Source organism: Xylanibacter brevis ATCC 19188, from assembly GCF_000621725.1.
Classification (GTDB): Bacteria; Bacteroidota; Bacteroidia; order Bacteroidales; family Bacteroidaceae; genus Prevotella; species Prevotella brevis.
Map to the genome: position 1 here is coordinate 60,564 of NZ_JHXM01000020.1, position 24,830 is coordinate 85,393.

Here is a 24,830-nt window from a genome sequence, read left to right on the forward strand (position 1 = left end):
ACGTTTTGTTTAGAAGTAATAGTTGAGCATCAGCATGCCGTTGATGCCGTTAGCATAGAACTTGTAAGGACTGTTCTTGAAGGGGTCCTTCTTGGGGTTCACGGGCTCGCCGTCTTCATACTTCACGCGGCTCTGCTCGCGTCCACCAGTGACAATCTTCAGGTTGTTCAGCAGGTTGGTCACCATCAAGTTCACACCCAGACGGTGGCCGTTCTTCAGGTAGAACTGACGACCGATAGAGGCGTCAACCATGAAGCCACCCTTGCCCTTGTCCTGTGCGGGTACGTCGTTATACTCAGTCTCGCCAGTGATCAGGTTGATGCTGTTAGACTGGTTGCTGGCATAGCGTGTCACAGGTGTGTAGTACAGGTAGATGCGGTCGTAGTAGTTGCCAATCAGGTCCACATACCAGCCGTTGGCATGATAGCTCAGGTCCAGGCTGGCAGCGGTGAGAGGTGTGTTGCCCTCGCGCATACCTTTATTAAGTACCACGTCGCTGTGGGTCACGCCATCCTCAGACAGCATGTAGTTCACGTTGGCGTTGTTCATGTACTTAGCGTCGCTGATAGTTCCCAGTGCCTTGATGTTCAGCCAGTCGGTCACCTTCACGTTGGCACCCAGCTCCAGTCCGTAGTAGCTCTTGGCAATGCCGGTCAGCGATACGTATGAGAATGAGTGGTCACTGTCAGAGTAGTACATGCTCTGTTCTGTGACGTCGTCCAGGTGGCTATAGAAGGCGTTGAAGTTCAGGCCCAACCATGAGGTCTTCAGCTGGTAGCCCAGCTCGGCAGTCATCATCTTCTCGTCTTTCAGGTCGGCCACAAACTCGTTGCTCACCTGTGCAGCCTGGAAGGCCGTCTTCGCATCAGGAGCCTTTGAGTCGTAGCTCAGACCCATCAGCAGGGCGTGACCCTTGCCTAGATCCAAGTGTGCGCCAGCCTTGAAGCCTGCGTCAAAGAAGCTCTTGGTGCTGCTCTTACCGTAAGAGTTGGTGGGAGCCAGACCGTTGCGCATCTTACCGTCGCGCTGCATGCTGGTGCCGGCCACGCGTCCGTTCAGGAAGAGGTGAGCGCTCTCAATATCCTTCGAGATGCCTGCCCAAACCTGAGCACGGTTCACCAGCAGGTTGTAGTCGTAGCCAAAGCGGTCGCCCTTGCCAATCCGCTTGTTGGGATTGTTCAGGTCGTATTGTGCCTGCTGACTATCCTTACCATAGCTCTTGATCACGTAGGTGTTCACGTTGGTAAACTTCGTGGCACCCAGCAGGTCGTCCATGGTCTGGTAGTGCATACCCTTGTTGGCCGACAGCAGCAGTCCACCGTGCAGAATGGTGCTGGGGTTCAACACCTTCTCCAGGTAAGACGACAGGTTCATCGTCAGCTGGTCGTCGTGGAAGCGCTTCAGGTAGTACATAGCCTCGCCACCCTGCAGTGCCACGGTGCGGTTGGCAAAGTACATCTGATCCCAGTGCACCTGGCGGTTAGCCTTGCTGGCCGACAGATAGTCGTAGCTGGCCTGCCAGTTGGCCAGGGCAGCAGCGTCGCGGTCCTCGGTTGCCTCCTGGTCCCACACTTTGAAGTGGTAGCTGGGCAGCACCGAGTAGTAGTCGGGCTGAGGGTTGGTGGTGTTGTTATAGTCCAGACGGCTGTTGCTGAACATGGTGTATTTGCCCAGCAGCGAGGTGGTCAACTTGGTGTCGTCGTCAATCTTCCAGTCCCATATCAGCATGGCAGCAGGCTGGAAATCCTTGATCACACGCGAGTTACGCTTCTTGCCGTTCTGGTATCCCCATACAGAGTTGTACTGATAGTCGTTGGCAATCCAGTACATCTCATCCACAGAGGCAGCCTGCGTGCCGCGCTCGGTGGGGTTACCCCATGTCACCAGCGATAGTGAGTGCTGGTCGTTGATCATCTTCTCTGCCCCCAGGAAGTAAGAGAGCGAGTTGTAGAATGTACCATCTACAAAGCCCGTACCGTTACCCCAGCGGTATGTCAGACTACCGGTGAAAGCCCATCCGTTGTCCATCATGCCTGTATTGTAGGTGTACATGGCACGCACGTTGTAGTTGCGGTTGGCACCGGCCAGCGAGAAGCGCTGTCCAGTGGCAAAACTGCTTGGACGGAAGTTGTAGTTGGCCGACCCAGCCATGCCCGACATAGAGAACTGGTTGTCCTCGAAGGGCAGCGTGGTCTCTTGCGAGCGTGTCTGGTTGTTCAGACCGCCTACGAACGAATAGCGGAAGGAACCGGTCTCTATATCGTTCACGGGGTTGCCGTTGATATAGATGTCGTTGTACTTTGAATTATAGCCACGGAACTTGAAACGGGCGGGGCTAAAGCGGTAGCCCACTTCGCTGGCATACACATTACGGCTAGACGAGAAGATGATGACGTTCTTAGGAATGTTTTCGTCTTCGTCCAGCTGACTCTCGGTGAAGGTGAATGCATGCTCGTTCTGGAGGTCTGTGGTCAGGGGATCTGACTCAGACTGGGCCATCACAGCAGGAGCGATGCAAAGCATCAGCACCATTGTTTTCAGCTTTCTGTTCATAAATAAATGTTTTTTATAGAGATTTAATTAGTTTTATTAGGTGCAAAGATATATAAAAATGGTGTAAGCGCAAAACTTTTCTAAAAAAAAATAATGTTTCTGTTGTCGTACCAGAATTTTTATTTATCTTTGCAGAAACATTACTGGCTAAATTATGAAAAAGACAATGATCCTGATGGCATTGCTGCTCCTTGTCGGAGTGGGCAGTGCAACAGCACAAGAGCGTAAGTTTAATCTCTATGGTGTTGGCTTCTATAACCTTGAGAACCTTTTCGACACTTGCCATGACGAGGGAAAAAACGACTACGAGTATCTGCCCGATGGCAAGAACAAGTGGAACGGCCTGAAGTATTCGCACAAGTTGAAGAACATGGCACGCGTGCTTTCTGAACTGGGCACCGACAAGTTGCCTGGCATTGGCTGTGCCGTGATTGGTGTCTCTGAGGTAGAGAATGCCCGTGCACTGACCGACCTTTGTAACCAGGAGCCGCTGAAGGCTCGCAACTTCCAGTTCGTACACGTGGAGGGTCCCGATAAGCGTGGCGTCGATTGCGCCTTGTTGTACAACCCCAAACTTTTCAAGGTCGACAATGTGAAGCTGGTGCCCTATGTCTATGTGCTGCCTGCTGATGCCGACCGTGCCACTCGTGGCTTCCTGACCGTCAGCGGCCAGATGGCTGGCGAGCATGTCGTGGTCATTGTCAATCACTTGCCTTCGCGCTTCGCCGGCTCTTTCTATCGTGAGGAGGGCGGACGCCAGATTCGTCTGGTCAAAGACTCGCTGATGAAGGAAGATCCCAACGTGAAGCTCTTTGTGATGGGCGATATGAACGACGACCCACAGGATAAGTCTATGGCCGAGGCACTGGGTGCCAAACGTAAGATGAACAAGGTAGAGGAGGGCGGACTCTGGAACCCCTTCTGGGACACGCTGGCCAGTGGTCGCGGCACGTTGCAGTATGACGGACGCTGGAACCTCTTCGATCAAATCATCCTTTCGCGCTCGCTGCTCGACGTGAAGGGCAAGAAGGACTTTAGCACGCTGACCTACTGGAGTCACCAGATTTTCATGCGCGACTACCTCTTCCAGAAAGAGGGAAAATATAAAGGCAACCCCCTGCGTACGCATGCCGGCGGTTCATGGCTCGATGGTTATAGCGATCACCTGCCATCCGTGGTCTATGTCATCAAAGAGGTTAAGTAGTAAAATATCTGACAAATCATTATGACAATCATCGGAATAGCAGGCGGCACAGGTTCTGGCAAGACTACCGTCGTTAAGAAAATTGCCAATGCACTGCCTGCTCATTGCGTGGCTGTGGTACCACTCGATTCATACTATAATGACACCACAGGGCTGACGCTCGAAGAGCGCAAGGCTATCAACTTCGACCATCCTGATGCCTTCGACTGGAAGTTACTCACCGAACACATCAAATGCTTGAAGAATGGCGAGGCCATCGAGCAACCCACTTATTCCTACATAGAGAGCAACCGACAGAAGGAGACCATCCATGTGGAACCCAAGCCGGTGATCATCATCGAGGGTATCATGACGCTGCACTACAAGAAGTTGCGCGACATGATGGACCTGAAGATTTTTGTGGATACCGACAGCGACGTCCGTCTGATACGCAACATCCGTCGCGATGTGGTGGAGCGCGGACGTACCGTCGAGATGGTGCTCGACCGCTACGAGAAGGTACTGAAACCCATGCACGAACAGTTTATCGAGCCTACCAAGCAGTTTGCCGACCTGATCGTGCCCTGGGGTGGAGAGAATAAGACGGGCATCCACATCCTGAAGACTTACATCGAGGGTATTGTTACCGGCGTATGACGATACTGTTATTGGTGCGCCACGGCGAGACCGTGGATAATGCACGACAGATCATGCAGGGACAGACACCCGGACAACTGAACGAGACGGGCATCGTGCAGGCTCGACAGTTGCGCGACGCGCTGACCAATCATCCTATAGATGTCTTTATGGCAAGCGATCTGCATCGCGCTGTTCAGACGGCTGTGATTGTTGCCGAACCGCATCATCTTGAGGTGCAGACCACTCCTCTGTTGCGTGAGCGCGACTGGGGCGACTTCACCGGACGCTTCATCCCTGAGCTGAAAAACGAGGTGTGGCCCGATAATATCGAGACGCTCGACCACATGATGCAGCGGGCACAACAGTTTCTCGACATGTTGAAACAACAATATGCGGGAAAGACCATTCTGGCCGTAGGCCACGGCATCATGAATAAAGCCATACATGCTGTCTATCACCACAAGCCTATGACCGAGATCCAACGCATGGCTAATGCCGAGGTCCGCCGCCTCGAATTATAACTCGCTGATTTTGTTTCCGCAATCCCTTGTCGAATAACAAAAACCGTAGAAAACCCCTTTCTGAGACAGAAGCCTCTTTTCGAGGCTTTAATACATATAGCGGAAGACTTGCTCGTGAGTAAACTCACGGCCCGTCTTCCGCTATATGTATTACCCCATTCTGGGGCTCTCTGTCTCAGAAAGGAAAAACCCCGGACCTTCGGTCCTGAAAAACCGAACCCCACCCCAACCCTCCCAAGGGAGGGTGTAATTTTGTCCTTTCCAATCTGGCTCCTAAAGCCTTACTCCACTGTTTATATTTACCAAGTCGTAGGCGGTTTTCTCGGTTTTTCGATTCTGTTGTTGTAGCCGGCAGGCGGTTTGGGGGTAATGCGGCGGCGAAGGCAAGCTTGCTTGACTTCGATGAAGCATTGACAACAAACGGATGGGACGAAGGACCAGCAACAACAGAAGCGGGTCTTCTCGGTTTTGGTTTAAAAGAAGAAGCGCACAATCAACATGTATCATGCAAGTTAATCTAAAATGCAGAGATTGTCTTGCTTTTAACGTCGTAATAATATTTCTCACATTGATCTTTTACTGGCGCAAAGTTATAAAGAATGCCTATGGGTTTGTTGGCCAACCTCATGTAGTTCCATAGTTGTTGACGTTGCTCATTTCCTATCGAAGCGATGGCTTTACATTCCACCACAACATTATCCTTACACAGAAAGTCCATATAGTGTTTGTGCGGCAAAGGGTGTCCATGAAATGAAACCTGGAAATAATACTCTTTGATAAATGGAATATTCTTTTCTTGCAGCAATACCATTAGGGCTTCTTGGTAAACATATTCGTTGAGCCAAGGTCCCAACTCTCTATGCACCGCCTGACAACAACCTACAATGTCATAAACATGCGCCTTTAATTTTGCAATGGTCTCAGCGTCTATACTCGTATTTTCAGTAATCTTCATATCCTCATTTTTGTAAGAAACGAGCTCATCACATCATTTATTGTACAAAGCCATTCCTGTCCTATCATAATGTTATTATTATCTCAGATAAAGTCAGCATTTCCTCCCCATGGGGAGGTTAGGAGGGGGTCGATGGAGTGTGTGAGCACCTGATCCGGTTTTTAGGACCGAAGGTCCGTGGTTTTTCCTTTTTGAGACAGAGCCCCAGAATGGGGTAATGGTGTTAGTGGAAGACGAACTGTGAGCTTGCTCACAAGTAAGTCTTCCACTAACACCGTTAAAGCCTCGACAGAGGCTTCTGTCTCAAGAAGGGGTTTTCTACGGTTTTTGTTATAAAACAAGGGCACTTATCTGCGTGATCCGCGTGACCCACCGCTCGTGCTGCGAGTACTGCTGCCTGCACTTCTGGTGCTGCTGCCCATACTTCTGGTGCTGCCTTCACTTCGCGAGATGCTGCCAGAGCTATGACTGCGACTGCCCTCACTTCGCGAGATACTGCCAGAGCTATGACTGCGACTGCCCTCACTGCGTGAGATGCTGCCAGAGTTGTGACTGCGACTGCCCTCACTGCGTGAGAAACTGCCGGTGCTACGGCTGCGTGTGTCATTGCTATTCGTCGTGATGCTACTACGACTGCCAACGTGCAGTTCGCGAGTGGCTGGGGTCGTGTTCTCCGTGCGACGGCTGCCATCAGTAGCTGCCGAATGACGGGTAGAACTGCTGTTGTGTGTGGTCAAACGGTAGTCACCACGGTCCCAGTTGGTGCGCATGCCAACGTGCTGTTCACGAGAGTGGTGAGGACGATAGTGGTCGTGACGTCCCTCGTAGTAGCTGCGACCACCATTGTGGCGCCAGCTGTGCCCGCCGCGATACGATGCGTAGAAGTGTGGACGACCGAAGTAGAAGTAGTCACGGTGCGGATAGTGCGTATAGATTCTGAAGTGCCAATAACCTGCATTCCAGTACAACGGACGGTAGAAGTAGGTGGCTGCACGATACAGGTCCCACTGCCATCTGTAGAGGATATACTCCAGGTCTATGTTGCGGCGCTCCCAACAGGTGCCAAACACGTCGTAGCGACTGCTCACGCCCATCAGATAGTCCAGGTTTATCTCGTAGGCGGCCTCGTACTGTGCGTCGGTGAGGTTCAGCTCGTATGCCATTTTATCGGTCAGGAAAAGAGCCTCGTTGCGTGCACGTTCGTATGACATGGCGTTAGCCGATACTGCTATCGTCAGCATGCTAACCAGGATAAACAACATCTTTTTCATAATCGTATTCTTTAAATGGTTCTACATTCTTTTTTCTTGTTCTCTGATGCAAAAGTAGTGGAAAAGTGTCACCCTTCCAAAGGTTTTTCCCTAAACGCTGGGGGAATTTCCCTAATAATTATTATCTTTGCCTGCGGAAACCTTTTGATTATGAGGAAAGAAATAACTTTGATGTTGATGCTGCTGGGTGGTGCCGTGATGGCTCTGGCCCAGACCGAGGTGCGCACCGAGACGCAGGTCACGGCATCGGCTGGCGACCACTCGCCGTTGTGGCTCAATGCCAACCACTACGGACTGAGCTCCATAGAGCGTAATAGTGGCTATCTGCGTGCCGGCATCTTTCACGAGGCCGACAGCAACCACACCCGCAAGTGGCGCTGGGGCTATGGTGCCGACGTGGCTGTAGCGGCCAATTTCACCAGTACGCTGGTGGTGCAACAGGCCTATGCCGACCTGCATTGGAAGAAGATACGCATGACGGTGGGCAGCAAGCAGCAGCCGATGGTGCACAAGAACCAGGAGCTGAGCTCGGGCAGTCAGACCTTCGGCATCAACGCACGCCCCATCCCGCAGGTACGCTTCGAGCTGGATTGGTGGTCTATCCCATACACCCGTGGGTGGGTGGCATTCCGTGGCTATGGCTCCTATGGCATGACCACCGATGACCGTTGGCAGAAGGACTTCACACAGGGACACGACCGTCGCACGGAGCACACTCTCTTTCATACCAAGGGTGGTTATCTGCGTTTTGGGCCAAAGAACATCACCTTCGAACTGGGACTGGAGATGGGATGCCAGTTTGGTGGCACCATCTACGACCATGTGTCGGCACCAAAGATAGAGAACGACAAGGGCTTCAAGGCTTTCCTCAATGCGCTGACAGCACAGGGCACCGACAAGACCGATGGTAACTACCTGAACAGTGAGGGCAACCACGTGGGCAGCTGGGTGGCAAAGCTTAATATCGATCAGGAGAGATGGAACCTGGGACTCTATGCCGACCAGTTCTTCGAGGACAACTCGATGATGGTGCACATCGCCTATAATGGCTATGGCAGTGGCGATGAGGCTTTCCAGCGCAAGCAGTCGCGCTACTTCTGTTATGACTTCCGCGATGCGCTGCTGGGTGCTGAACTGAAACTGAAGGCGTTTCCCTGGGCCAACGACTTCGTGGTGGAGTATCTCTACACCAAGTACCAGGGCGGTCCTGTGTATCACGACATCACCAAGACCGATGGCGAGCATATCACCGGACTCGACGATTACTACAACCACCATCTCTTCACCGGCTGGCAACACTGGGGCATGGTGATGGGCAACCCGCTCTATCTTTCACCTATATATAATACAGACCACACCATCCAGGTGAAGGACAACCGTTTCTGGGCGTGGCACTTCGGTGTCAGCGGTGATCCGCTGCCCGGTCTTCACTACCGTGTGCTGACCTCTATACAACGAGGCTTCGGCACCTATTTCGCCATTTACCCCGAGCCGCGCAACAATGTCAGTATGTTGGCTGAGGCTGCCTACCACTTCCCTGCCACCTCACGCTGGGCGGGCTGGCACGTCAAGGGAGCGCTGGGCATGGATCGTGGCGAACTGATGGGCGATAACCTCGGTATGCAACTCACCGTGGGCCGTTCGATGTGGTTAAACAAGAAAGGAAAGGAGAATAGACTATGAAAAGATACACATGGCTGATAGCCTTAGGCACCCTGTTGCTGTTGACAGCCTGCGATTGGGAGACATCGGACAATGGCAACCTGGATGGCTTCTGGCAGATGACCGACGTAGATACGTTGGCCACTGGCGGACACGAGAATGTGAAAGAGCAGGCGCTCACCTGGAGTTTCCAAGGTCGCATCCTCGAGGTGCGCCAGGCTACTCATAAAGGAACCCCCATCTATATTTTTAAGTTCTCGCACGAGGGTGATGTGCTGAAGACGTTCAATCCTTATCTCAACAATCGTGACATGGAGGACCCTTTGGTCGAGGATGTGAAAGACATCGAGCCCTTTGGCTTCAGCGCCCTTTCCCAGCAGTTCCAGGTACTAAAGCTCACATCCAGTCGCCTGATTCTCCAATCCCCCACGCTACGCCTCACCTTCCGTAAGTATTAACCCCCTCCCGACCTCCCCAAGGGGGAGAGGAGGGGGTTAGGATTGGATCAGAATGGGGTAAGGAGTGGGTAAGTAGAGAATCAATGGGTAAAAATCTAACCCAGGTTTTTAGGACCGAAGGTCCGCGGTTTTTCCTTTGTGAGACAGAACCCCAGAATGGGGTAACGCTGTGAGTGGAAGACGGGCTGTGAGCTTGCTCACAAGCAAGTTTTCCACTAACAGCGTTAAAGCCTCGCAAGAGGCGTTCTGTCTCATAAAGGGGTTTTCTCTGTTTTTTTTAAGAACTAGGAACGCTTTTTAAAAAGTCTGTTCGTTTGTTCTTTCAGTCGCTTCGCTTAATGAAAGCGGCATAGCCGAGCGATTATGTCTTTAGAACTTCTTTCCAAAGACAATGTTGATGAACGTCTTAAACAGAATCTTGAAGTCGAACCACCATGAGCGATGCTCCAGGTAGTATAGATCCAACTCCAGTCGGCGTAACATCTTCTCCATGGTGTCCGTATAACCATTATATAGCGTGGCATACGACGTGACACCCGGACGAATCTGATAGAGGTAAGAATAGCGCGGGTCGTGCTCTACGATCTGGTCGATATAGAACTTACGCTCCGGACGCGGACCAATAAACGCCATGTCACCCTTGAACACGTTCCACAACTGTGGCAGCTCGTCCAAGTGGTGAGCACGCAGAAATTTTCCAATCTTCGTCATGCGTGTCTCGTTCTCGTGCTGATAGAGTGCCGGACCGTTTTTCTCAGCATCCACGCGCATAGAGCGAAACTTATAGATGTTGAACGGACGACCAAAGCGTCCTATGCGCTCCTGCTTGAAGATGGCGGGACCGCCATCCTCGCGTTTCACCAAGAAATAGCATATTACAAACAGTGGGGAAAATATGATTAATGCAACAGCGGCAATCAAGAAATCTACGATGCGTTTGATGTTACGCTCAATTTCGTTCATGCCATCCAGCACGTATCCGTTTTCAAGTTTAGTCATATATGGATGTGGTCTTCTCTTTATTTATATAATAGTAACGTGCAATTGCACCTATTATTATATATTCCCTGCAGATATTACATCTTTTTTTCGCAAGTACCTTAGACTGTCTATCTTACTTTTCAGCACCTTGGCAACGTGGGTGGGCATGAACAGCAGGTAGAAGTACACCACCGACTTCCATTTGCTGAACCCCAGCACCTTCTGGTAGATAAGTATGTTGTACTTGATTAGTCCCAGTTTGTTGCGCGACACCGACCCCTTGCGCATGCGGTAGTAGGCCAGCGGTGCCTGTATGCCAGCAGCCCTCTTGCAGTCGCGTATGATAGTGAGAAACAATCCCCAGTCCTGACGCTTGCGGATGGCAGGCATATAGTATTTCTTGCCCAGCATCTCCACGTCGTAAACAGCCGTCAGACAACCAATCTTGTTGTCGCGCTTCAGCTGTCCGAAGGTCAACTCGCGCGGTGCAATCACCACCCCGCGCTCGCAGTTGTTGTCGTCGCAGGTCACAAACGAGGTGTAGCTCAGTGCCAGTTGTTCCTTCTGCATAAAGGCAATTTGCTGCTCCAGCTTCTCTGCCATCCAGCGGTCGTCGCTGTCGCAGAAAGCGATGTAGCGCCCCTTTGCACGCTCTATCGATTTGTTGCGGGCATAGCCAGGACCATGGTTGCTGTCCAGAAACAACACCTTCACGCGCTGGTCTTTCTGCTCATAGCTGTGCAGAATTTGCAGCGTGTTGTCATCGTCCGAGTGATCATCCGTGATCAGCAGTTCGATGTTGCGGTATGTCTGATTCAGTATGCTGTCAATGCTTGCCTTCAGGTGTTGTCCCGAATTGTAGGTAGGCATGATGACAGATACAAGATCTTGGCTCATTACTTCTTTGTTTAGTTACTTCGGGTTGCAAAGTTACTGTTTTTTTTCGTAATACAAAAGCTTTTACCCTTTAATAGTTACACAATAGTTAGATAAAAGCTACTCATTTATAGTTACAAACTGCCACTCTTCTGATGCCATTGCTATACTCTTGTTTTTATTCTAGGGTCTAGAAAGGTCAATTCTAGGGTCTAGATTGCTCGCATCTAGGGTCTAGAATGCTCTCATCTAGGGTCTAGAACTGACCAATCTAGGGTCTAGATGCGGACCAAAAGCGTTAGTATTGCAAGTCAAAAGTGGCACTCTTGCATCATAAGAGTGCCACTTTTCAATCACGAAAGTGGTTGTTTGGTCCTATCTAATAGAATGTCTTGATGAGATAGTCCAGCCCCTCATAATTGTATCTGTAGTACAATCTGCGTCTCATCTTACTTGTTGAAACGCTTTCTTGGTCTAAGATTTTGATGTCGGGCCGATACACCACCTTTAGATGCAGTTTTCTACATGTCTCTGCTAAGTATAGCTCTTCGCCATAGAGAAACAACGGATAGTCTATGGTGGGGCATTTCTCAAAGAAGGTATGTGTCAAGATGATGAAAGCGCCATGTCCGGAATAAATGATTCCGGGCTGATGCTCTTTTTGAAGTCGTTTACGTTTCAGCAGAGTCTTGGTGTAAACATAATGAATGACTGGATATTTGAATGCGAAGCGTAGGATTCGCAACTTGGTCAATGGGTATCTGTTCACCGCCTGTGGATTGCGATCATAGTGTCGCTTTTCGGAATAGATGCTTGGTGCAATCCATGCGATATCATCGTTCAGAGTGGTTGTTGATAACTTTTGAAAACAGTCTTCTGGCAGCGTTAAATCTACGTTGCTGATGATGACAAAGTCATAGTTGGAGACGATGGATTCCGCCATCATCTTTTTGATGGCTCCAAAGTATCCAAGGTTCTGATGGTATGGAAAAAGACGGATAGATATATGCTGAGACTGATAGTCAATATCTTGTGTGTTCTGTTCGGTGTTGTCTGCTACATACACATCAATATGAGCATCGTTGGCAGCCTTGCTGGCAGCCTGATCAATGGAGCTGAGGTAGGCCGTCAGCGACGCATACGAGTGATAGTTGACACAGTATAGTGCAATTTTCTTCATGCTTATTATTTCAAATTGTTGAGGTGAATGCTCAACATGTATTTCAACTTGATCGTCAGGAAAGTCAGGAACGACATACTGTGCAGGCATCGTGTACTCCTGAACTGGCGTTTCGTTTTAACGAATAGCTTGTTGAAAATAAAAAGTTGAGAGGTGATGCTTGGCACTTTCTTGGCCCCAACCGTGTTTCCTTCGTGAATGCGATAGCGGATTTGAGGCTCATCAACAGTCAGGATGCGGCCATCGTGCCATAGCACCGAAGCGGCAATCCACGCGTCGTGCATCTCTATGTCAGGTGAATAGGGCAGGCTGCACTGCTTTGCTGCATTGTTGATTAGCATCGAACAACCAGGGATATTGTTATACACCAGATGAAAATACTTGTCGTTGAGCAAAGCTTTCGAGAAGTGCCTCTGTTGCCAGAAAGAAGAAGCGGTAGGGTGACTAGCAGCATCGATGATCGTCAGGTCAGAACAAACGATGGCTGGTGTCGCACTCTCTATCTGTTCCATCAGCGCTATAGATGCAGCTATCTTGGTTGGTTCCCAGATATCATCGTGGTCGCAAAACAGATAATAGTCGGCTTCTACATGACTCAGCAACCACATAAAGCCGTTTTTTGCACCGCGTTTCTCGTGATCATCCATCATAATGATACGTTGGTCGTTGGCGGCATAGCCTTGGACGATGGCTACGGTGTCATCCTCCGACTGGTCGTCTCTGACATAAAGCTTCCAGTCTTGGTATGTCTGTCTTAGCAACGAGTCCATTTGTTCTTGAAGGAATCTGCTGCTATTATATGTACATAGGAGAATAGCCGTTTCTTTCATGCGTTCGTGCAATCGTTGATAATTTGCTGATACAGCTTGAAGACTTCCTCAGCGCATCGTTCTTGGGTGTACAGACTATTCACGGTGTTGAATGCTCTGTCTGTATAGGCTTTATAATAGTCGATGGGATGTCTGTGAACGTCTTGCAACAGGGCAGTCAGCTCTTTCGTGGTTGTATAACGCAGAGCGATGTCTTGTCCTGTCAAATGCAGTCCGTTGTCTAACTGTTCTTTAGTTCCTCCCGTGTCTCTGGCAATCACCAGGCAACCATTAAACATGGCTTCTGGCATGCAGAATCCGAAACCTTCTGCTGGTGATGGTATGACGAGCACCTTGGCTTTTCTCATCCAGCATGTCACCTCGTCAGACTGTCCTTCAAAGTGTACAAGCGCACTCAGGTTGTTGTCTGCTACAAATGTTTCCATCTTCTCTCGGAAAGCTGGTTTCGGAGCGTCGCCTACAATATGAAGGGGGAGTGGGGAAGGCTCTTGTCGCACATAGTCGGCATAGGCCTCTAACAGTTGGTCAACGCCTTTGGTGGCTTCCACTCTCCCTACAAAGAGTATGAAGGGCTCTCTTTCGCCAGAAGGGATGCAGACCTGTTGGGGATAGACGCCATCATAGATGACCCTCGAAGAACTGATATCAGACCCAAGGAAATAATTCTGTATGTCTTTTGTAATGCAGATGCTGTGTGACAGTGGCGCATGCAGGCCATTGACGAATGACTGTTTCGATGGAAAATAGTGCATACCAATTCTATCGCCATATTCCCTGATGTGGTAGATGTGGGGAATACCCAGCTTTTTCGCTGCAGAGTAGCCAATGTTCACCACACTGACGTTTGTGTGGACGAGGTCCACTTTTTTCTTCTTTAGATAGCTTGCCAATCTCATCGCTCCCCACTTGTTGACTAAGTATCTGGCCACGAGCTTGGGGAAAAACAACAGGTAGTCTTTCTTGGTATGCAGGTAGGGATAGATGTTAAATCTAAAGGGTACCACAAATGTCTCAAGATGAAGAGGCTGAAGGTCGTCAAGCAACTCTTGTGTGCCTTTATAGCGAGGGATAACAACGATTGGATCAACACCTCTTTGTGTCAATCCTTTCAGCATGTTCTTAAAGGCTATGTGTGAACCTGTAAGCGCCTTTGTGGTACACAGTACGTATGCAACTCTCATCATTCGGTATCAGTTTGTAACCACGTCAGTCCGGTCTCTTTCTCTTTCGATCTGGAACGTCTTATACGCGACATGTTGCCGACACACCACAGCAACTCTTTTAAGAATCCACCTGGTCGATATGCTTTAGCGGGCATGTCGTAGGCATAGGCTCTCACAATGGCTCTTGCTGTTTCAAACAGTCGCTTGGTAAACGACAGGTTGATATCGCACACGATGTTAAGCATGTCGCGATGGACACGCTTGTGTTGATGGGCCACCGGATTGCCATAAAATAATCTGTCGTGATACATGCGCGCTTTTGGTACAAGCAACATGGGGATATGATGATATACCATGCGCTGATAGTAGTTGTTGTCTTCGCCATAGTGGAAATACAGGGGGTTGAAGCCTCCTATCATTCGAATCACGCTAACGGGCAACATCCAGCAGGCAGCGCATATCTCACCAGCCTGGTAGTATTCTTTCAGTCCCTTATCTATAAGTAGGTCGCTCAACAGTTGACCATCGGCATGGTTCAGGGAGATGCGAAACATCTCATCGAGCTTCTCGCCGGTGGCATTCAAATGCAGAGGCGATAGCACCGACTTGCCGTCGCTGACGCTTACCATTTCTTCTATGGCAGATGGGTGGAGTGTAGCGTCTTGGTTCAACAGGATAACAAAGTCTGCCTTTTGTTGTATGGCATAGACGATACCTTTGTTGTTAGCCTGTCCGAAGCCGAGATTCTTGTCTTGTGGCATACAGACCACTTCTGGATGATGCTTGGCGATATAGGATACTGTGTCATCACTCGAACAGTTGTCAACAACAACTGCGGTTGCGGGCACGCTACTGTTCTTGATGCTTGTCAGACATTTGTCTATCCAGTCATGCTGCATGCCGTTGTATGTTACGATGACAACAAATATATTCATGTGCTATAGTTCTATTTTGTATTTATCTGTAAAGTACATAAGGGCTACAATGGCCATCATAAATGTGTATGGAAAAGCCATGTATCTGTAGTAGAAAATGCCGAAGATTGGAATCACGGATAGTGCAAAGAATGCCATATACTCGCCTACGGACAACTCTTCCCGATGGGGACGCTTAATGACTATCATGGTGATCATAAAGAAAAGAAAACACCATATGATCATGCCGATGGGTGACAGGTCGAGCATGATGTCGCCAATATAACTGGCGAAAACACTCATGAAGAATCCTTGCTTGCCCGAGCGTGCGCTGCGGCGATAGTCGTCGTTGTCTATGTGGAAGGCATAGTGGTAGGTCATGGGCAATTCCCTCTCGGCTGTCACCTGGTCGAAATGGGCTTTCTCCCAGAAGAAACAGAAGTTCAGATAGTTCTGACCGGCATACTGCACGATATTGCCGGTGGCACCGGTGTCGTTCTTGCCAAAACGCGACACGGTCACGGCGGTGACATAGGTCACCATGCCGATGGCTACGGGCAACATGGCCCAGCGCATCACGCGTTTGGCTTTTTGCGACATGAACCGATGGAAGAAAATGACGCACGGGATGAACATGATGCCATAGAACACCATCTCTGTGCGGTCGGCACTCTGAATACCGGCCAGTGGCATACTTAGCGAGGCAAACATCAGCAGTGTGTTGAACCACCATGGCTTCTTCTCGAAGCAGATATAATAGAAGAACAGAGGCAGTGCCAACAGGGTCGAGATGTTGAAATAGTACATGAACCTGAGAATGAAGGGCATGCTCTCTGCCTTCACCATGGCAGGCGACTCAATGCCGTCATAGTGGTTGCCACGAATGGTGGAGAGGTCGCCTGAGAGAATCTCTATGGTGGAGTCGGCCACCAGATAGAAGTTGAGGAATGCAATGGCTATCAGAAACCAACTGACACCTGAAATGATGGCGGGGTTGGGCGTGGAGATGGTTTTAACATCGTTCTTATAGACCATAGAGAAGGGCAACATGCCTAAAAACAGAAATGTACAGTAGAGTACGGTGGGAATGAACGACAGTTCCAAGTCGTAGCGGTCAAAGAGGATACCACCTTCGTCAAGCATGTCTTGGGTGACGCATATCACGCAGAGCAGCGAGGTGAAGGTGTACATGGCCGACATATACACGCAGACGTCAAACCCTTGATGTTTCTTCCACCAATAGGCTGTCAGCAGCGTAAAGAATATGAACGGCACAAATACCATCTATATCAGTTGTTTTTATTTAAATAGTCTTCTTATATGTATCAGGTCTTTCCAGCCTACCAGCAGGGTCTTGGTCTGACACACAAACAGGTGGCGGTAGGCGGGAATCAGGGCGTCAGCCAGATAGCCTGCTATCACATTGCTGGCAATGGCTATAAATGCAGCGGCAATGATACCATACTTAGGCAACAGCCAGAGGTTCAAACCGATGCAGGCCACACAACCTAATCCGTCGCGAATGATGGCCCAGCGCTGAAGGCCTTCGGTGACGAGCATCGCACCGGCGGTGTTCGACAGGGCAACACTGGCTGTCTTGAATGCCATCACCTGGAGCACTATGGCGGCAGGCATATATACTTCGCCAAAGGTGTAGCGTATCAGTAGGGTGGCTGACAAAGAGAAGACGATGGATATCATCATCGACAACCAGAAGGAGAAGTTCATAAACTGCCTGGCTTTCTCTATGTATTCTTCCTGACTTTTCTCGCGGGCTCTGACCAATAGGGGGGTGATGGTTTGTGACAATATCATGGGAACAAACACCAGCACTTCTACAAAACGGGAGGCTACCGAAAAATAGCCCACGGCTTCGCTGTCTATCATCTGTCCTATCATGACCTGGTCAATGCGCTGATAGATGATGACAGCGGCATTGGTGAGCAGCAGGGGGAACGACTCTTTCAACAGGTATTTCGCACAATGAACATCAAACTGCCAGTCGCCCAACTTCCCAATCCTTGATCGGTAGGCAATGCTATAGCCTATAGCTAGCACGACAAAGTCCAGCATGTAGGCACATACAAACCATGTCAGCGGGGCATTCATCAGGAGCAGAACGGTCTTGATGGCCAGACTAAGTAGCGTTCTGCTAATCTCTGCCTTGATAGCGGCCTTGTTCTGTACGATGGCGGTAAAGTGGTTGCGGATTACTACAAAGGCATTGAAGACAATGGATAGGGAATAAATGGCCACCAGCAGGGTGGTGTGGTGGTCGGCTTCCATGAACCAAGAGGTCATGATAGATATCGCCATGAAGATAAAACCGAAAAGCACCTTTAGCCCGAAAGCGGTACCGATAATCACCTCTTTTGGACGTTCGTTGCGCGATTCCTCTCGCATCTCAATGGCATCGAGGCCGAACAGGGCAAAAACCTGAAACAGGAATACGTAGCTGATCACGTAACTCATCAGCCCATATTGCGTTGGACCTAAATAGCGGGCAACGATGATGCCAACCAGCAAACTACCTACCAGGCTGACTGTCTTGCCAAGTATTGCCCAGAACAAATTCTGTACGATGACTTCTTTTGTCTTGGAAATGTGAAAATGGTTTAGCAACAGTGATTGGAAAGAAATCAAGGCGATTTAGAATTTTAGATGGATTGTTTTCCTAGACAGATAGATGGATGTGCCGACAAAGGTCAGTAATACCATACCTATGACGAACAACATGCGCTTGGGACCTGTGGCCTTGAGGGGAACGGTGGCTCCTTGCAATACGGTGAAGGCTGGCGTGCGCTCTTGCACTTTGGCACGTGCTGCTTGCAACTGGGTGTTCAGCACGTTATAGGTGTTGTACTTCAGTTGCATGTCGTTCTCCATGTCTGCTATCTTCGACTGTACGCTCTTGAGGATGATGTCGTTGTTGGCATCAGACATGCTCACATATTGTCTGCGCACCTTTTCGTAGTCAGCCTTGGCTTCTGCTGTTAGCCGCTTGTAGTATTCCAGGTCTATGCGGGCTTTGTTGGTACGATAGTCGGTTATGAAGTCTTGCAGACGCGTACGAACAGAGTCGGCCAAGGTGGCACAGATGAGGGGGTCTTGATCGTTCACCATGATGGTAATAACGTCTGTCTTTTTATCTACACTACAGGTGATATTACTTCTCATGGCCTTCGCAATCTTTTCTTGCTGGCGTGTCAGTCTGAAAGGATTAATCTTTTCTTCTCCCCCTTCTTCCTTGTCTTCAAACATGCTGTTGATGAGGTTCTTCGTCCATATCAAGGGCATACTCCAGGGCGATGCCTTTTGGTGGTTCGAGATGTAGTCATAATAGCTGGTGGTCAGCTCTCCGTCTTCGGTGGTGACTTGTATGGGGAACAAACTAACTACAAAATCGTTGGACTCCATCAGGTCGGGATATAGGATGGGAGATATTGCATCTTGGTTGGCTAATGAGCCTATGTCAAAGCCAAATGATGAGGCTAGGGAACCTAGCATGCCACTTGTGTTGGGGGCTTCCGTTTCTGGTGCAAGCATCACACTGCAGGTGTAGTAGCGTGGCACAAAGACGATATAGATGCATGATATGAGGAAGACGGCAGGCAGCGTCTTATAGAAGGTCTTTCTGCCTTTCCATAGTACCTTCAATATTTGACGTATATTGATGACTTCTAGTTCTTTATTCTCAGCCATAGTGTATGATGCTTAATGATTATTTCAACAAGTTAGCAATGGTGGCTACCATGGTGCCGATAGAGGCCATCGAGGTACCGATGCTGAACCACTGGCTCAGGGCTGCGGGGTCTTTCTTAGGCTTGCTGGGCACTACAATCTCTGAACCGGGCAGTACCTTGGCACCGCTCTTAGCCTTGGCCACCTTACCATTCATATAGATGATGATGGTGTGGCGCTTCTTGGCGCGCTGGCCATAGCCGCCGGCTTGTTTGATATAGTATTTGGCATTCTTGCCTTTCACGTAGCCCACGGTGTTGGGATACATCACCTCACCGTTGATCTTCACGGTCTCGGTGTACTGTGGCACGATAATCTTGTCGCCATTGCGCAACAGCAGGTCGTGCTCGCCACCGGGGTTCTCGAGGGCTTTCTCTAGCTCCAGTCCTACGTAGTAGGAGGTGGCGGTGTCCAGAGCCTTACGGGCTGACACCGTGTCGCTGAACACCTGACTCTGTTTCGAGAGGGCGGTGATGGCGGCTTCCATGCGCAGACGCTCTTCTGGGGTCATGCGTCTTTCCAGTCGTGCACCCTTGATGTAGGCACGGTCGTTCGCACCTCCGGCAGCCTTGATGATGTCGCTCAGGCGGGTCTTGCGCATGGGGAGGGTATAGATGCCGGCAAAGGCAACCTCTCCCTCTACAGTTACGTTCTGCAATCCTGAGGCTACGGGGCTGCGCCTTACGAACACGCGATCGTGGGGGCGCAGAATAAATCCTGGTTCGCCATCCACCACGAAGCCGTCTTTCAGTGCAAAGGTGAATGTCTGGGCGATGGTGCTGTCTGAGGTCGTCGCCTTGGTGTCGATAATCTGTCGTGATACGTCAACCTTGACCATCGAGGCTGTCTCTTTCAGACCGCCAGCCTGAAGCACCAGGTCTTCAAGGGTCATGTTGTCAGCATATTTATAGGTGCCCTGGCGATAGACCTCGCCCGAGATGGTCACCACGCGGTTCTGTACCATGTCTTGCTTGGTGGGGATGAACAGCACGTCGTTGGGTTTCAGGGCGATGTCTGCGACGGTGTTGTTCATGATGCCGTCCACATCCACCTGGATGACCTCCAGCGAACGGTCTTCTTTCATGCGGTGCAGGATGGCATGAGCGGTGAAGGCTTCTTCGCGCAGACCTTCTGCTGCCTCGAGCAGGGTCTTCACGCTGTTGATATTTCCACCCACCTGATACTGTCCGGGGCGGAACGCGGCTCCGCGCAACTCTACCATGTTAGAGAAGCGGGGCAGCACTTGATCCACGATGACGGAGTCGGCGTCCGACATCAGGAATGCGTTGCGGTCAAACTCTTCTACGTTGTAGATAGAGAGTTCCTTGCCCTGTTTACGATATACTTTCACATATTTCGTGTAGGCATCGCCAGTGAATCCGCCTGCATAGTTGATCAGGGTGTTCAGGCTCTCACTCTTCTTCATCTCATAGTACATGGGGCGCTTCACCTTTCCTTTGATATCTACCAGACAGTCGTAGGCACCCACGGTAATCACGTCGTTGTCGGCCAACAGCACGTTGCCTTTCAGTTGTCCGTTCAGGATATAGTCGTAGATGTCGATGGTAGAAACCAAGCGATTATTGCGATACACCTTGATGTCGCGCAGCGTACCGATATCGTTCACACCACCTGCCATATACAGGGCGTGGAAGACCGAGGCAAAGGCGCTCAGCGTGTAGGTGCCAGGGAAGTTGACCTCGCCCATCACGTTGACCATGATGGTGCGTGTCTGTCCTACGGTCAGGTTGATGCGACTGCTGGCATAGCGCTGTCCCAGAGTACTGCGCAACTTGGCGTTGGCCTGACTGACGGTCAGACCGTTCAATTGTATAGGACCGTAGCCCTCGATGGTGATCTCTCCGTCGGGCGATACGGTACCTTCTATCGTGCGCTGTGAAGCACCATAAACCTCAATAAACACAGCATCGCCAGGCCCTAAGCGATAATCTTTGGGCGTGGCGATGTTCATATTGGGTTCAAAGGTCATCTCTTCGTTGTTGAAGATGTCGCGACCAAACACTTTTTTCTCGTTCTGCGCTTGAAGCATGACGCGCAGCATGGCAAGTGAGTCGGGCTCGAAGTCGTCAAGCATGTTACCATACATGCTCATGTCAAACATGCTCATGGGCGAAACCATATCCAAACCGGAGGAGCCTACCATCGTCACTTGGTCGGATGTCATGCCTTCGGGCAGGTTTAAGTTGCTGTCGGTCTTCTTGCTGCCAGTCTTACCTGTGCCGTTGTTCATGCGTGAGCGATCCACGTTGATGCTTCCTACGACGTTGCCTGCCGAACCACCATTACCTTGGTATTTCTCCTTGACACGACGAATCTGAGCGATATCCACACCGTTCTGTATCAGCTTGGTCACAATCTTGGTTTGCTCGGTACCGGCTTGGCGCTCTTTAATCACAAAGGCAAGCACCTCTTCGTCGGTCATGCTCTTGCTGCTGGTCTGTGCACTCAAACCCAACGTCAGCAAGGCGAGTGTTAATAGTAATATGGTCTTTTTCATATTTATCTTAACGTGGTTTTTACGAATTTCGTGCAAAGTTAGTGCTTTTTTTTCGTAAAATATTGCAGATTAAGGAAAAATATGTAATTTTGCAACGAAATTACGCATTTCTACTTGGGGTTGACTGGATTTGACGGCAAGATGAGATGGTACGTAAGCACGCGGAGCTGGACTACGGGAGGCTCCATAATCTCTTCTGTAGGAAATTTAATTGGCAACAATGAGTATGCTCTCGCTGCCTAATCGAAGTATAGTAGATTACTGGCTTTATTCCTTTACAAGGTAGAGGAACGAGACGTCGCTCCGAGGATCTGGTTCCGAATCCAAAGAATTAGCGGCGCAGGTTAAATCGGAAATAGTCTGGCGGGCGCTCCGACTGTCAGATGAAAATTTAGGAGATAAGGCTATGATTGGTGGCTTGGGTCTTGTCATAGCTCGAAAATGAAGGCCAAGATAAGCGTGTAGAAAGCGTATGGTTTCCTTGTGCGGACGAGGGTTCGACTCCCTCCAGCTCCACTAGCGGTTCAAGAAACTGGGTTCATGTTCCAAGTTCCATGTTCCAGGTTTCATGTTCTTGGCATAGCCAAGCGGCGTAGCCGAGCGTCAAGTTTCAGGTTCTTGGACGAGCCAAGCGGCGAAGGCGCACGCGCCATCCAACTCCACAATAAACCAAAACCAATAAACTACCATGCCTCTAACTTCTCACTTCTCACTTCTCATCTCTCATCTTGCGCCAAAGGCGCACTCATCTCTCATCTTGCGGCTCTGCCGCACCATCTCTCACCTTGCGCCAAAGGCGCATCTCCTCTTGCTTGTGTTACTTGCTTCATCCTGCGAAAAACCAATCTACGACGAAGTCGGTGCCGGTCAAGATCCTAATGGCAACCTCGTCCTGCATATCGCCTTTGATGACACACGTGCTGGTCAGACGGTCTGTGACTATTTCGGAACCATCAACTTTGTTATCTATCAAGAAGGTAGTAAGGTGAGCGCCTTTACTCAGCATCCCTCTAGCGGAGACTATGGCAACCTCTCCGTCTATCTCGAACCGGGCGAGTATCAGGTCATGGCGCTGGCACACAGTGCGAAGGCTAACCCCACGTTGGCACATGCCAACGAGATCTATTTCGCTAATAAGGATGGCTTTTCGGACACCTTCTGTTATTATGGAGATGTGACGGTGACCAGCGAGCCTAAGCAATACACACTCCAACTTGCGCGTGTCTCTTCGTGCGTGCGCTTTATCATCGAGGACGAGATACCAGCGTCGGTGAACACGATGCTCTTCCAATATACTGGTGGTAGCGGTACGCTCAATGCTGAGACCGGCTATGGCTGTAAGAACTCCCAGCAGTATATGGAGTTCACCGTTGACCACAACGCTAAACCTCCTTACGTCTTCGATATCTACACGATGCTGAAAAGCGAGGAGGGTGAACTGAACTTCACCGTCTTTGGTGTAAAGAAGAATGGCACTACACGTGTCAACGGCCGCCAGACCGACTTCACGGTAGCCATCCACCGCCAGGAGATGGTAGAGCTCAGTGGTAACTTCTTCACTGAAGAGACCCCCAACGGAGGTGACGACCACCCCGGCGAAGATCCCATCGAGACCCCATCCGACAGCACCTCCTTCGTCATGGTCGTCGACACCGTCTGGCACCAAGTCACCCACCTAACTTATTAGCCCCCCCCTCCCGTCTTCCACGAGGGGAGGTGTTATGATGCGCTTCTTCTTTTAAACCAAAACCGAGAAGACCCGCTTCTGTTGTTGCTGGTCCTTCGTCCCATCCGTTTGTTGTCAATGCTTCATCAAAGCCAAGCAAGCTTGCCTTCGCCGCCACATTACCCCCAAACCGCCTGCCGGCTACAACAACAGAAGCGAAAAACCAAGAAAACCGCCTACGGCCATGTAAATATATACTGTGGAGTAAGGGATTAGAATCCAGATTGGAAAGGACAAAATTACACCCTCCCTTGGGAGGGTCGGGGTGGGGTTCCTTCTGGAGGGCAGGGGTGGGGTCTGTATCTCCATTTGCAGTTAGAACAACACTGACCCCACCCGCGACCCCTCCCCTACATGGGAGGGGAGGGGCTGCGCAAGGTTCAAGCTAAGGAAACAACTGCACAGGTTGAAAAATTTGACTTCCCCTGTCGGCCGTCGAGCTATACCTTCCCGACGTAGGCGGCCTCAATCGCGGAAGTTTTAGCCTGCTGCGCAGGGAAATTTTTCAAAATCTGATTCAAAATTAAACAGGATCTTTTATCCCTTCGGCTTGTGTCAGGCGAGAAAAAAATAAAAATGAAAAATTTTGTTTTCAATTCTGGAAAATTTCCCGCCGACAGGCGGCTCACAAATAATTAACCAAATTAATTTAATACTATGAAGAAACTAGAAACAGGAATCCAATCGAGAATATCTCCCTCCCTTGGGAGGGCCGGGGTAGGGTTCGGTTTTCAGGACCGAAGGTCCGTGGTTTTTCCTTTGTGAGACAGAAGCCCCAAAGGGGTCATGGTGTCAGTGGGAAGCCTGATGTGAACTTGTTCACAAGAAGGATTACCACTGACACCATGAAAATCTCGACAGAGATTTCTGGCTCAGAAAGGGGTCTTCTCGGTTTTTGTTCAATAAAACAAGCTGAAAACATGAAAGGTCTCAGAAAGGGGATTTCCTGGTTTTGGTTCAATAAACACAAATAAAACAAGCGAACTCCAAAACATAGCAAGTAGCCACAATAATATAAGCAGTTCTACGTTTCCTAAACAAAAGAGAAAAATGATGGTCATAACCAAATCAAACATAAGCCCAGAAAACATCGCACAACTGAAATCTCATGTTTTTGACATCGTTGGTTGTTGCATTGATGTTCATAAAGAATTAGGCCCTTGGTTAAATGAATATGTTTATCAGGAAGCTTTGAAAATCGCTTTTGAGGAAAGACAAATACCATATATCAAAGAGTGCTATTTTCAAGTGTTGTACCATGAAAGGCCTTTGGCCCACAAACACTATATGGATTTCTTATGCAAAGATAATGTGGTAGTAGAATGCAAAGCCGTGGCTGATATAGGAAGTGAGCAACGTCAACAACTATGGAACTACATGAGGTTGGCCAACAAACCCATAGGCATTCTTTATAACTTTGCGCCAGTAAAAGATCAATGTGAGAAATATTATTACGACGTTAAAAGCAAGACAATCTCTGCATTTTAGATTAACTTGCATGATACATGTTGATTGTGCGCTTCTTCTTTTAAACCAAAACCGAGAAGACCCGCTTCTGTTGTTGCTGGTCCTTCGTCCCATCCGTTTGTTGTCAATGCTTCATCGAAGTCAAGCAAGCTTGCCTTCGCCGCCGCATTACCCCCAAACCGCCTGCCGGCT

20 protein-coding genes and 1 other RNA gene are annotated in these 24,830 nt (G+C 49.7%); 8 read left to right on the forward strand and 13 right to left on the reverse strand.

The annotated features are described in order from the left end of the window. Nucleotides 1-9: 9 nt before the first annotated feature. Complete coding sequence (locus tag T433_RS0110905) at nt 10-2,553, reverse strand: TonB-dependent receptor (protein ID WP_027455824.1); 2,544 nt, start codon at nt 2,551-2,553, stop codon at nt 10-12. A 154-nt stretch (nt 2,554-2,707) separates the two neighbouring features. Between T433_RS0110905 and T433_RS0110910 the strand changes: the two genes are divergently transcribed. The 3 genes from T433_RS0110910 to T433_RS0110920 are packed head-to-tail and all read left to right on the forward strand — an operon-like array spanning nt 2,708 to nt 4,896. Next, a complete protein-coding gene (locus T433_RS0110910) occupies nt 2,708-3,757 on the forward strand; it encodes an endonuclease/exonuclease/phosphatase family protein (protein WP_027451010.1) in 1,050 nt (349 codons plus the stop codon). A gap of 21 nt (nt 3,758-3,778) precedes the next feature. Next, nucleotides 3,779-4,393: a uridine kinase gene (gene udk, locus T433_RS0110915; protein WP_027455825.1), complete on the forward strand. Its 615-nt coding sequence runs from the start codon at nt 3,779-3,781 to the stop codon at nt 4,391-4,393. Then, entirely contained in the window at nt 4,390-4,896 is a 507-nt protein-coding gene (locus tag T433_RS0110920) for a histidine phosphatase family protein (protein ID WP_027455826.1), read from the forward strand. Before udk ends, T433_RS0110920 begins: the two co-directional genes overlap by 4 nt. A 517-nt stretch (nt 4,897-5,413) precedes the next feature. On the opposite strand, the gene T433_RS0110925 is transcribed toward T433_RS0110920, so the two are convergent. Both T433_RS0110925 and T433_RS0110930 read right to left on the reverse strand, forming a co-directional pair. Then, nucleotides 5,414-5,851, reverse strand: coding sequence for a GxxExxY protein (locus T433_RS0110925; RefSeq protein ID WP_044109733.1), 438 nt, complete (start codon nt 5,849-5,851; stop codon nt 5,414-5,416). A 347-nt stretch (nt 5,852-6,198) separates the two neighbouring features. After that, nucleotides 6,199-7,122: a hypothetical protein gene (locus T433_RS0110930; RefSeq protein ID WP_044109735.1), complete on the reverse strand. Its 924-nt coding sequence runs from the start codon at nt 7,120-7,122 to the stop codon at nt 6,199-6,201. A gap of 150 nt (nt 7,123-7,272) precedes the next feature. Here T433_RS0110930 and T433_RS15230 point away from each other — a divergent pair, with 150 nt between their 5' ends. Together T433_RS15230 and T433_RS0110940 are read left to right on the forward strand one after the other, a co-directional pair. Further along, nucleotides 7,273-8,805 carry a capsule assembly Wzi family protein gene (locus T433_RS15230; protein ID WP_044109737.1) on the forward strand — a complete coding sequence of 511 codons (1,533 nt, stop codon included), beginning with the start codon at nt 7,273-7,275 and terminating at the stop codon, nt 8,803-8,805. Continuing rightward, nucleotides 8,802-9,242: a lipocalin-like domain-containing protein gene (locus T433_RS0110940; RefSeq protein ID WP_027455829.1), complete on the forward strand. Its 441-nt coding sequence runs from the start codon at nt 8,802-8,804 to the stop codon at nt 9,240-9,242. Before T433_RS15230 ends, T433_RS0110940 begins: the two co-directional genes overlap by 4 nt. A gap of 369 nt (nt 9,243-9,611) precedes the next feature. Here T433_RS0110940 and T433_RS0110945 read toward each other — a convergent pair whose 3' ends face one another. From T433_RS0110945 to T433_RS0110990, 10 genes are all read right to left on the reverse strand, one after another. Beyond that, nucleotides 9,612-10,241 carry a sugar transferase gene (locus T433_RS0110945; protein ID WP_027451005.1) on the reverse strand — a complete coding sequence of 210 codons (630 nt, stop codon included), beginning with the start codon at nt 10,239-10,241 and terminating at the stop codon, nt 9,612-9,614. Nucleotides 10,242-10,298: 57 nt separating this feature from the next. Further along, nucleotides 10,299-11,120, reverse strand: a complete 822-nt coding sequence (locus tag T433_RS15235; protein ID WP_044109740.1) for a glycosyltransferase family 2 protein — start codon at nt 11,118-11,120, stop codon at nt 10,299-10,301. Nucleotides 11,121-11,478: 358 nt separating this feature from the next. Next, nucleotides 11,479-12,279: a glycosyltransferase family 2 protein gene (locus tag T433_RS0110955; protein ID WP_027455830.1), complete on the reverse strand. Its 801-nt coding sequence runs from the start codon at nt 12,277-12,279 to the stop codon at nt 11,479-11,481. A 5-nt stretch (nt 12,280-12,284) separates the two neighbouring features. After that, nucleotides 12,285-13,109, reverse strand: coding sequence for a glycosyltransferase family 2 protein (locus tag T433_RS0110960; RefSeq protein WP_081778467.1), 825 nt, complete (start codon nt 13,107-13,109; stop codon nt 12,285-12,287). Continuing rightward, nucleotides 13,106-14,293 carry a glycosyltransferase gene (locus T433_RS0110965; RefSeq protein ID WP_081778468.1) on the reverse strand — a complete coding sequence of 396 codons (1,188 nt, stop codon included), beginning with the start codon at nt 14,291-14,293 and terminating at the stop codon, nt 13,106-13,108. Before T433_RS0110965 ends, T433_RS0110960 begins: the two co-directional genes overlap by 4 nt. Then, entirely contained in the window at nt 14,290-15,207 is a 918-nt protein-coding gene (locus T433_RS15240) for a glycosyltransferase family 2 protein (protein ID WP_052357090.1), read from the reverse strand. The genes T433_RS0110965 and T433_RS15240 overlap by 4 nt, the downstream gene beginning before the upstream one ends. 3 nt (nt 15,208-15,210) lie before the next feature. Then, a complete protein-coding gene (locus T433_RS0110975) occupies nt 15,211-16,461 on the reverse strand; it encodes a hypothetical protein (RefSeq protein WP_155808485.1) in 1,251 nt (416 codons plus the stop codon). A 24-nt stretch (nt 16,462-16,485) separates the two neighbouring features. After that, nucleotides 16,486-17,757: a flippase gene (locus T433_RS0110980; RefSeq protein WP_248616518.1), complete on the reverse strand. Its 1,272-nt coding sequence runs from the start codon at nt 17,755-17,757 to the stop codon at nt 16,486-16,488. A gap of 78 nt (nt 17,758-17,835) precedes the next feature. Continuing rightward, nucleotides 17,836-18,888, reverse strand: coding sequence for a hypothetical protein (locus T433_RS0110985; RefSeq protein WP_027455835.1), 1,053 nt, complete (start codon nt 18,886-18,888; stop codon nt 17,836-17,838). 19 nt (nt 18,889-18,907) lie between these two features. Further along, nucleotides 18,908-21,445, reverse strand: coding sequence for an SLBB domain-containing protein (locus T433_RS0110990; RefSeq protein WP_027455836.1), 2,538 nt, complete (start codon nt 21,443-21,445; stop codon nt 18,908-18,910). Between the two features lie 116 nt (nt 21,446-21,561). Between T433_RS0110990 and ssrA the strand changes: the two genes are divergently transcribed. From ssrA to T433_RS15245, 3 genes are all read left to right on the forward strand, one after another. Beyond that, nucleotides 21,562-21,964: a transfer-messenger RNA gene (gene ssrA, locus T433_RS16275) on the forward strand. Between the two features lie 169 nt (nt 21,965-22,133). Then, a complete protein-coding gene (locus tag T433_RS0110995; protein ID WP_081778469.1) occupies nt 22,134-23,132 on the forward strand; it encodes a FimB/Mfa2 family fimbrial subunit in 999 nt (332 codons plus the stop codon). 1,089 nt (nt 23,133-24,221) lie between these two features. Then, complete coding sequence (locus tag T433_RS15245; protein ID WP_052357091.1) at nt 24,222-24,659, forward strand: GxxExxY protein; 438 nt, start codon at nt 24,222-24,224, stop codon at nt 24,657-24,659. Nucleotides 24,660-24,830 lie beyond the last annotated feature (171 nt).

Coding starts and splice junctions, on each gene's coding strand:
- T433_RS0110905 (WP_027455824.1), bottom strand. CDS start 2,553: ATGAACAGAAAGCTGAAAACAATGGTGCTGATGCTTTGCATCGCTCCT.
- T433_RS0110910 (WP_027451010.1), top strand. CDS start 2,708: ATGAAAAAGACAATGATCCTGATGGCATTGCTGCTCCTTGTCGGAGTG.
- udk (WP_027455825.1), top strand. CDS start 3,779: ATGACAATCATCGGAATAGCAGGCGGCACAGGTTCTGGCAAGACTACC.
- T433_RS0110920 (WP_027455826.1), top strand. CDS start 4,390: ATGACGATACTGTTATTGGTGCGCCACGGCGAGACCGTGGATAATGCA.
- T433_RS0110925 (WP_044109733.1), bottom strand. CDS start 5,851: ATGAAGATTACTGAAAATACGAGTATAGACGCTGAGACCATTGCAAAA.
- T433_RS0110930 (WP_044109735.1), bottom strand. CDS start 7,122: ATGAAAAAGATGTTGTTTATCCTGGTTAGCATGCTGACGATAGCAGTA.
- T433_RS15230 (WP_044109737.1), top strand. CDS start 7,273: ATGAGGAAAGAAATAACTTTGATGTTGATGCTGCTGGGTGGTGCCGTG.
- T433_RS0110940 (WP_027455829.1), top strand. CDS start 8,802: ATGAAAAGATACACATGGCTGATAGCCTTAGGCACCCTGTTGCTGTTG.
- T433_RS0110945 (WP_027451005.1), bottom strand. CDS start 10,241: ATGACTAAACTTGAAAACGGATACGTGCTGGATGGCATGAACGAAATT.
- T433_RS15235 (WP_044109740.1), bottom strand. CDS start 11,120: ATGAGCCAAGATCTTGTATCTGTCATCATGCCTACCTACAATTCGGGA.
- T433_RS0110955 (WP_027455830.1), bottom strand. CDS start 12,279: ATGAAGAAAATTGCACTATACTGTGTCAACTATCACTCGTATGCGTCG.
- T433_RS0110960 (WP_081778467.1), bottom strand. CDS start 13,109: ATGAAAGAAACGGCTATTCTCCTATGTACATATAATAGCAGCAGATTC.
- T433_RS0110965 (WP_081778468.1), bottom strand. CDS start 14,293: ATGATGAGAGTTGCATACGTACTGTGTACCACAAAGGCGCTTACAGGT.
- T433_RS15240 (WP_052357090.1), bottom strand. CDS start 15,207: ATGAATATATTTGTTGTCATCGTAACATACAACGGCATGCAGCATGAC.
- T433_RS0110985 (WP_027455835.1), bottom strand. CDS start 18,888: ATGGCTGAGAATAAAGAACTAGAAGTCATCAATATACGTCAAATATTG.
- T433_RS0110990 (WP_027455836.1), bottom strand. CDS start 21,445: ATGAAAAAGACCATATTACTATTAACACTCGCCTTGCTGACGTTGGGT.
- T433_RS0110995 (WP_081778469.1), top strand. CDS start 22,134: ATGCCTCTAACTTCTCACTTCTCACTTCTCATCTCTCATCTTGCGCCA.
- T433_RS15245 (WP_052357091.1), top strand. CDS start 24,222: ATGATGGTCATAACCAAATCAAACATAAGCCCAGAAAACATCGCACAA.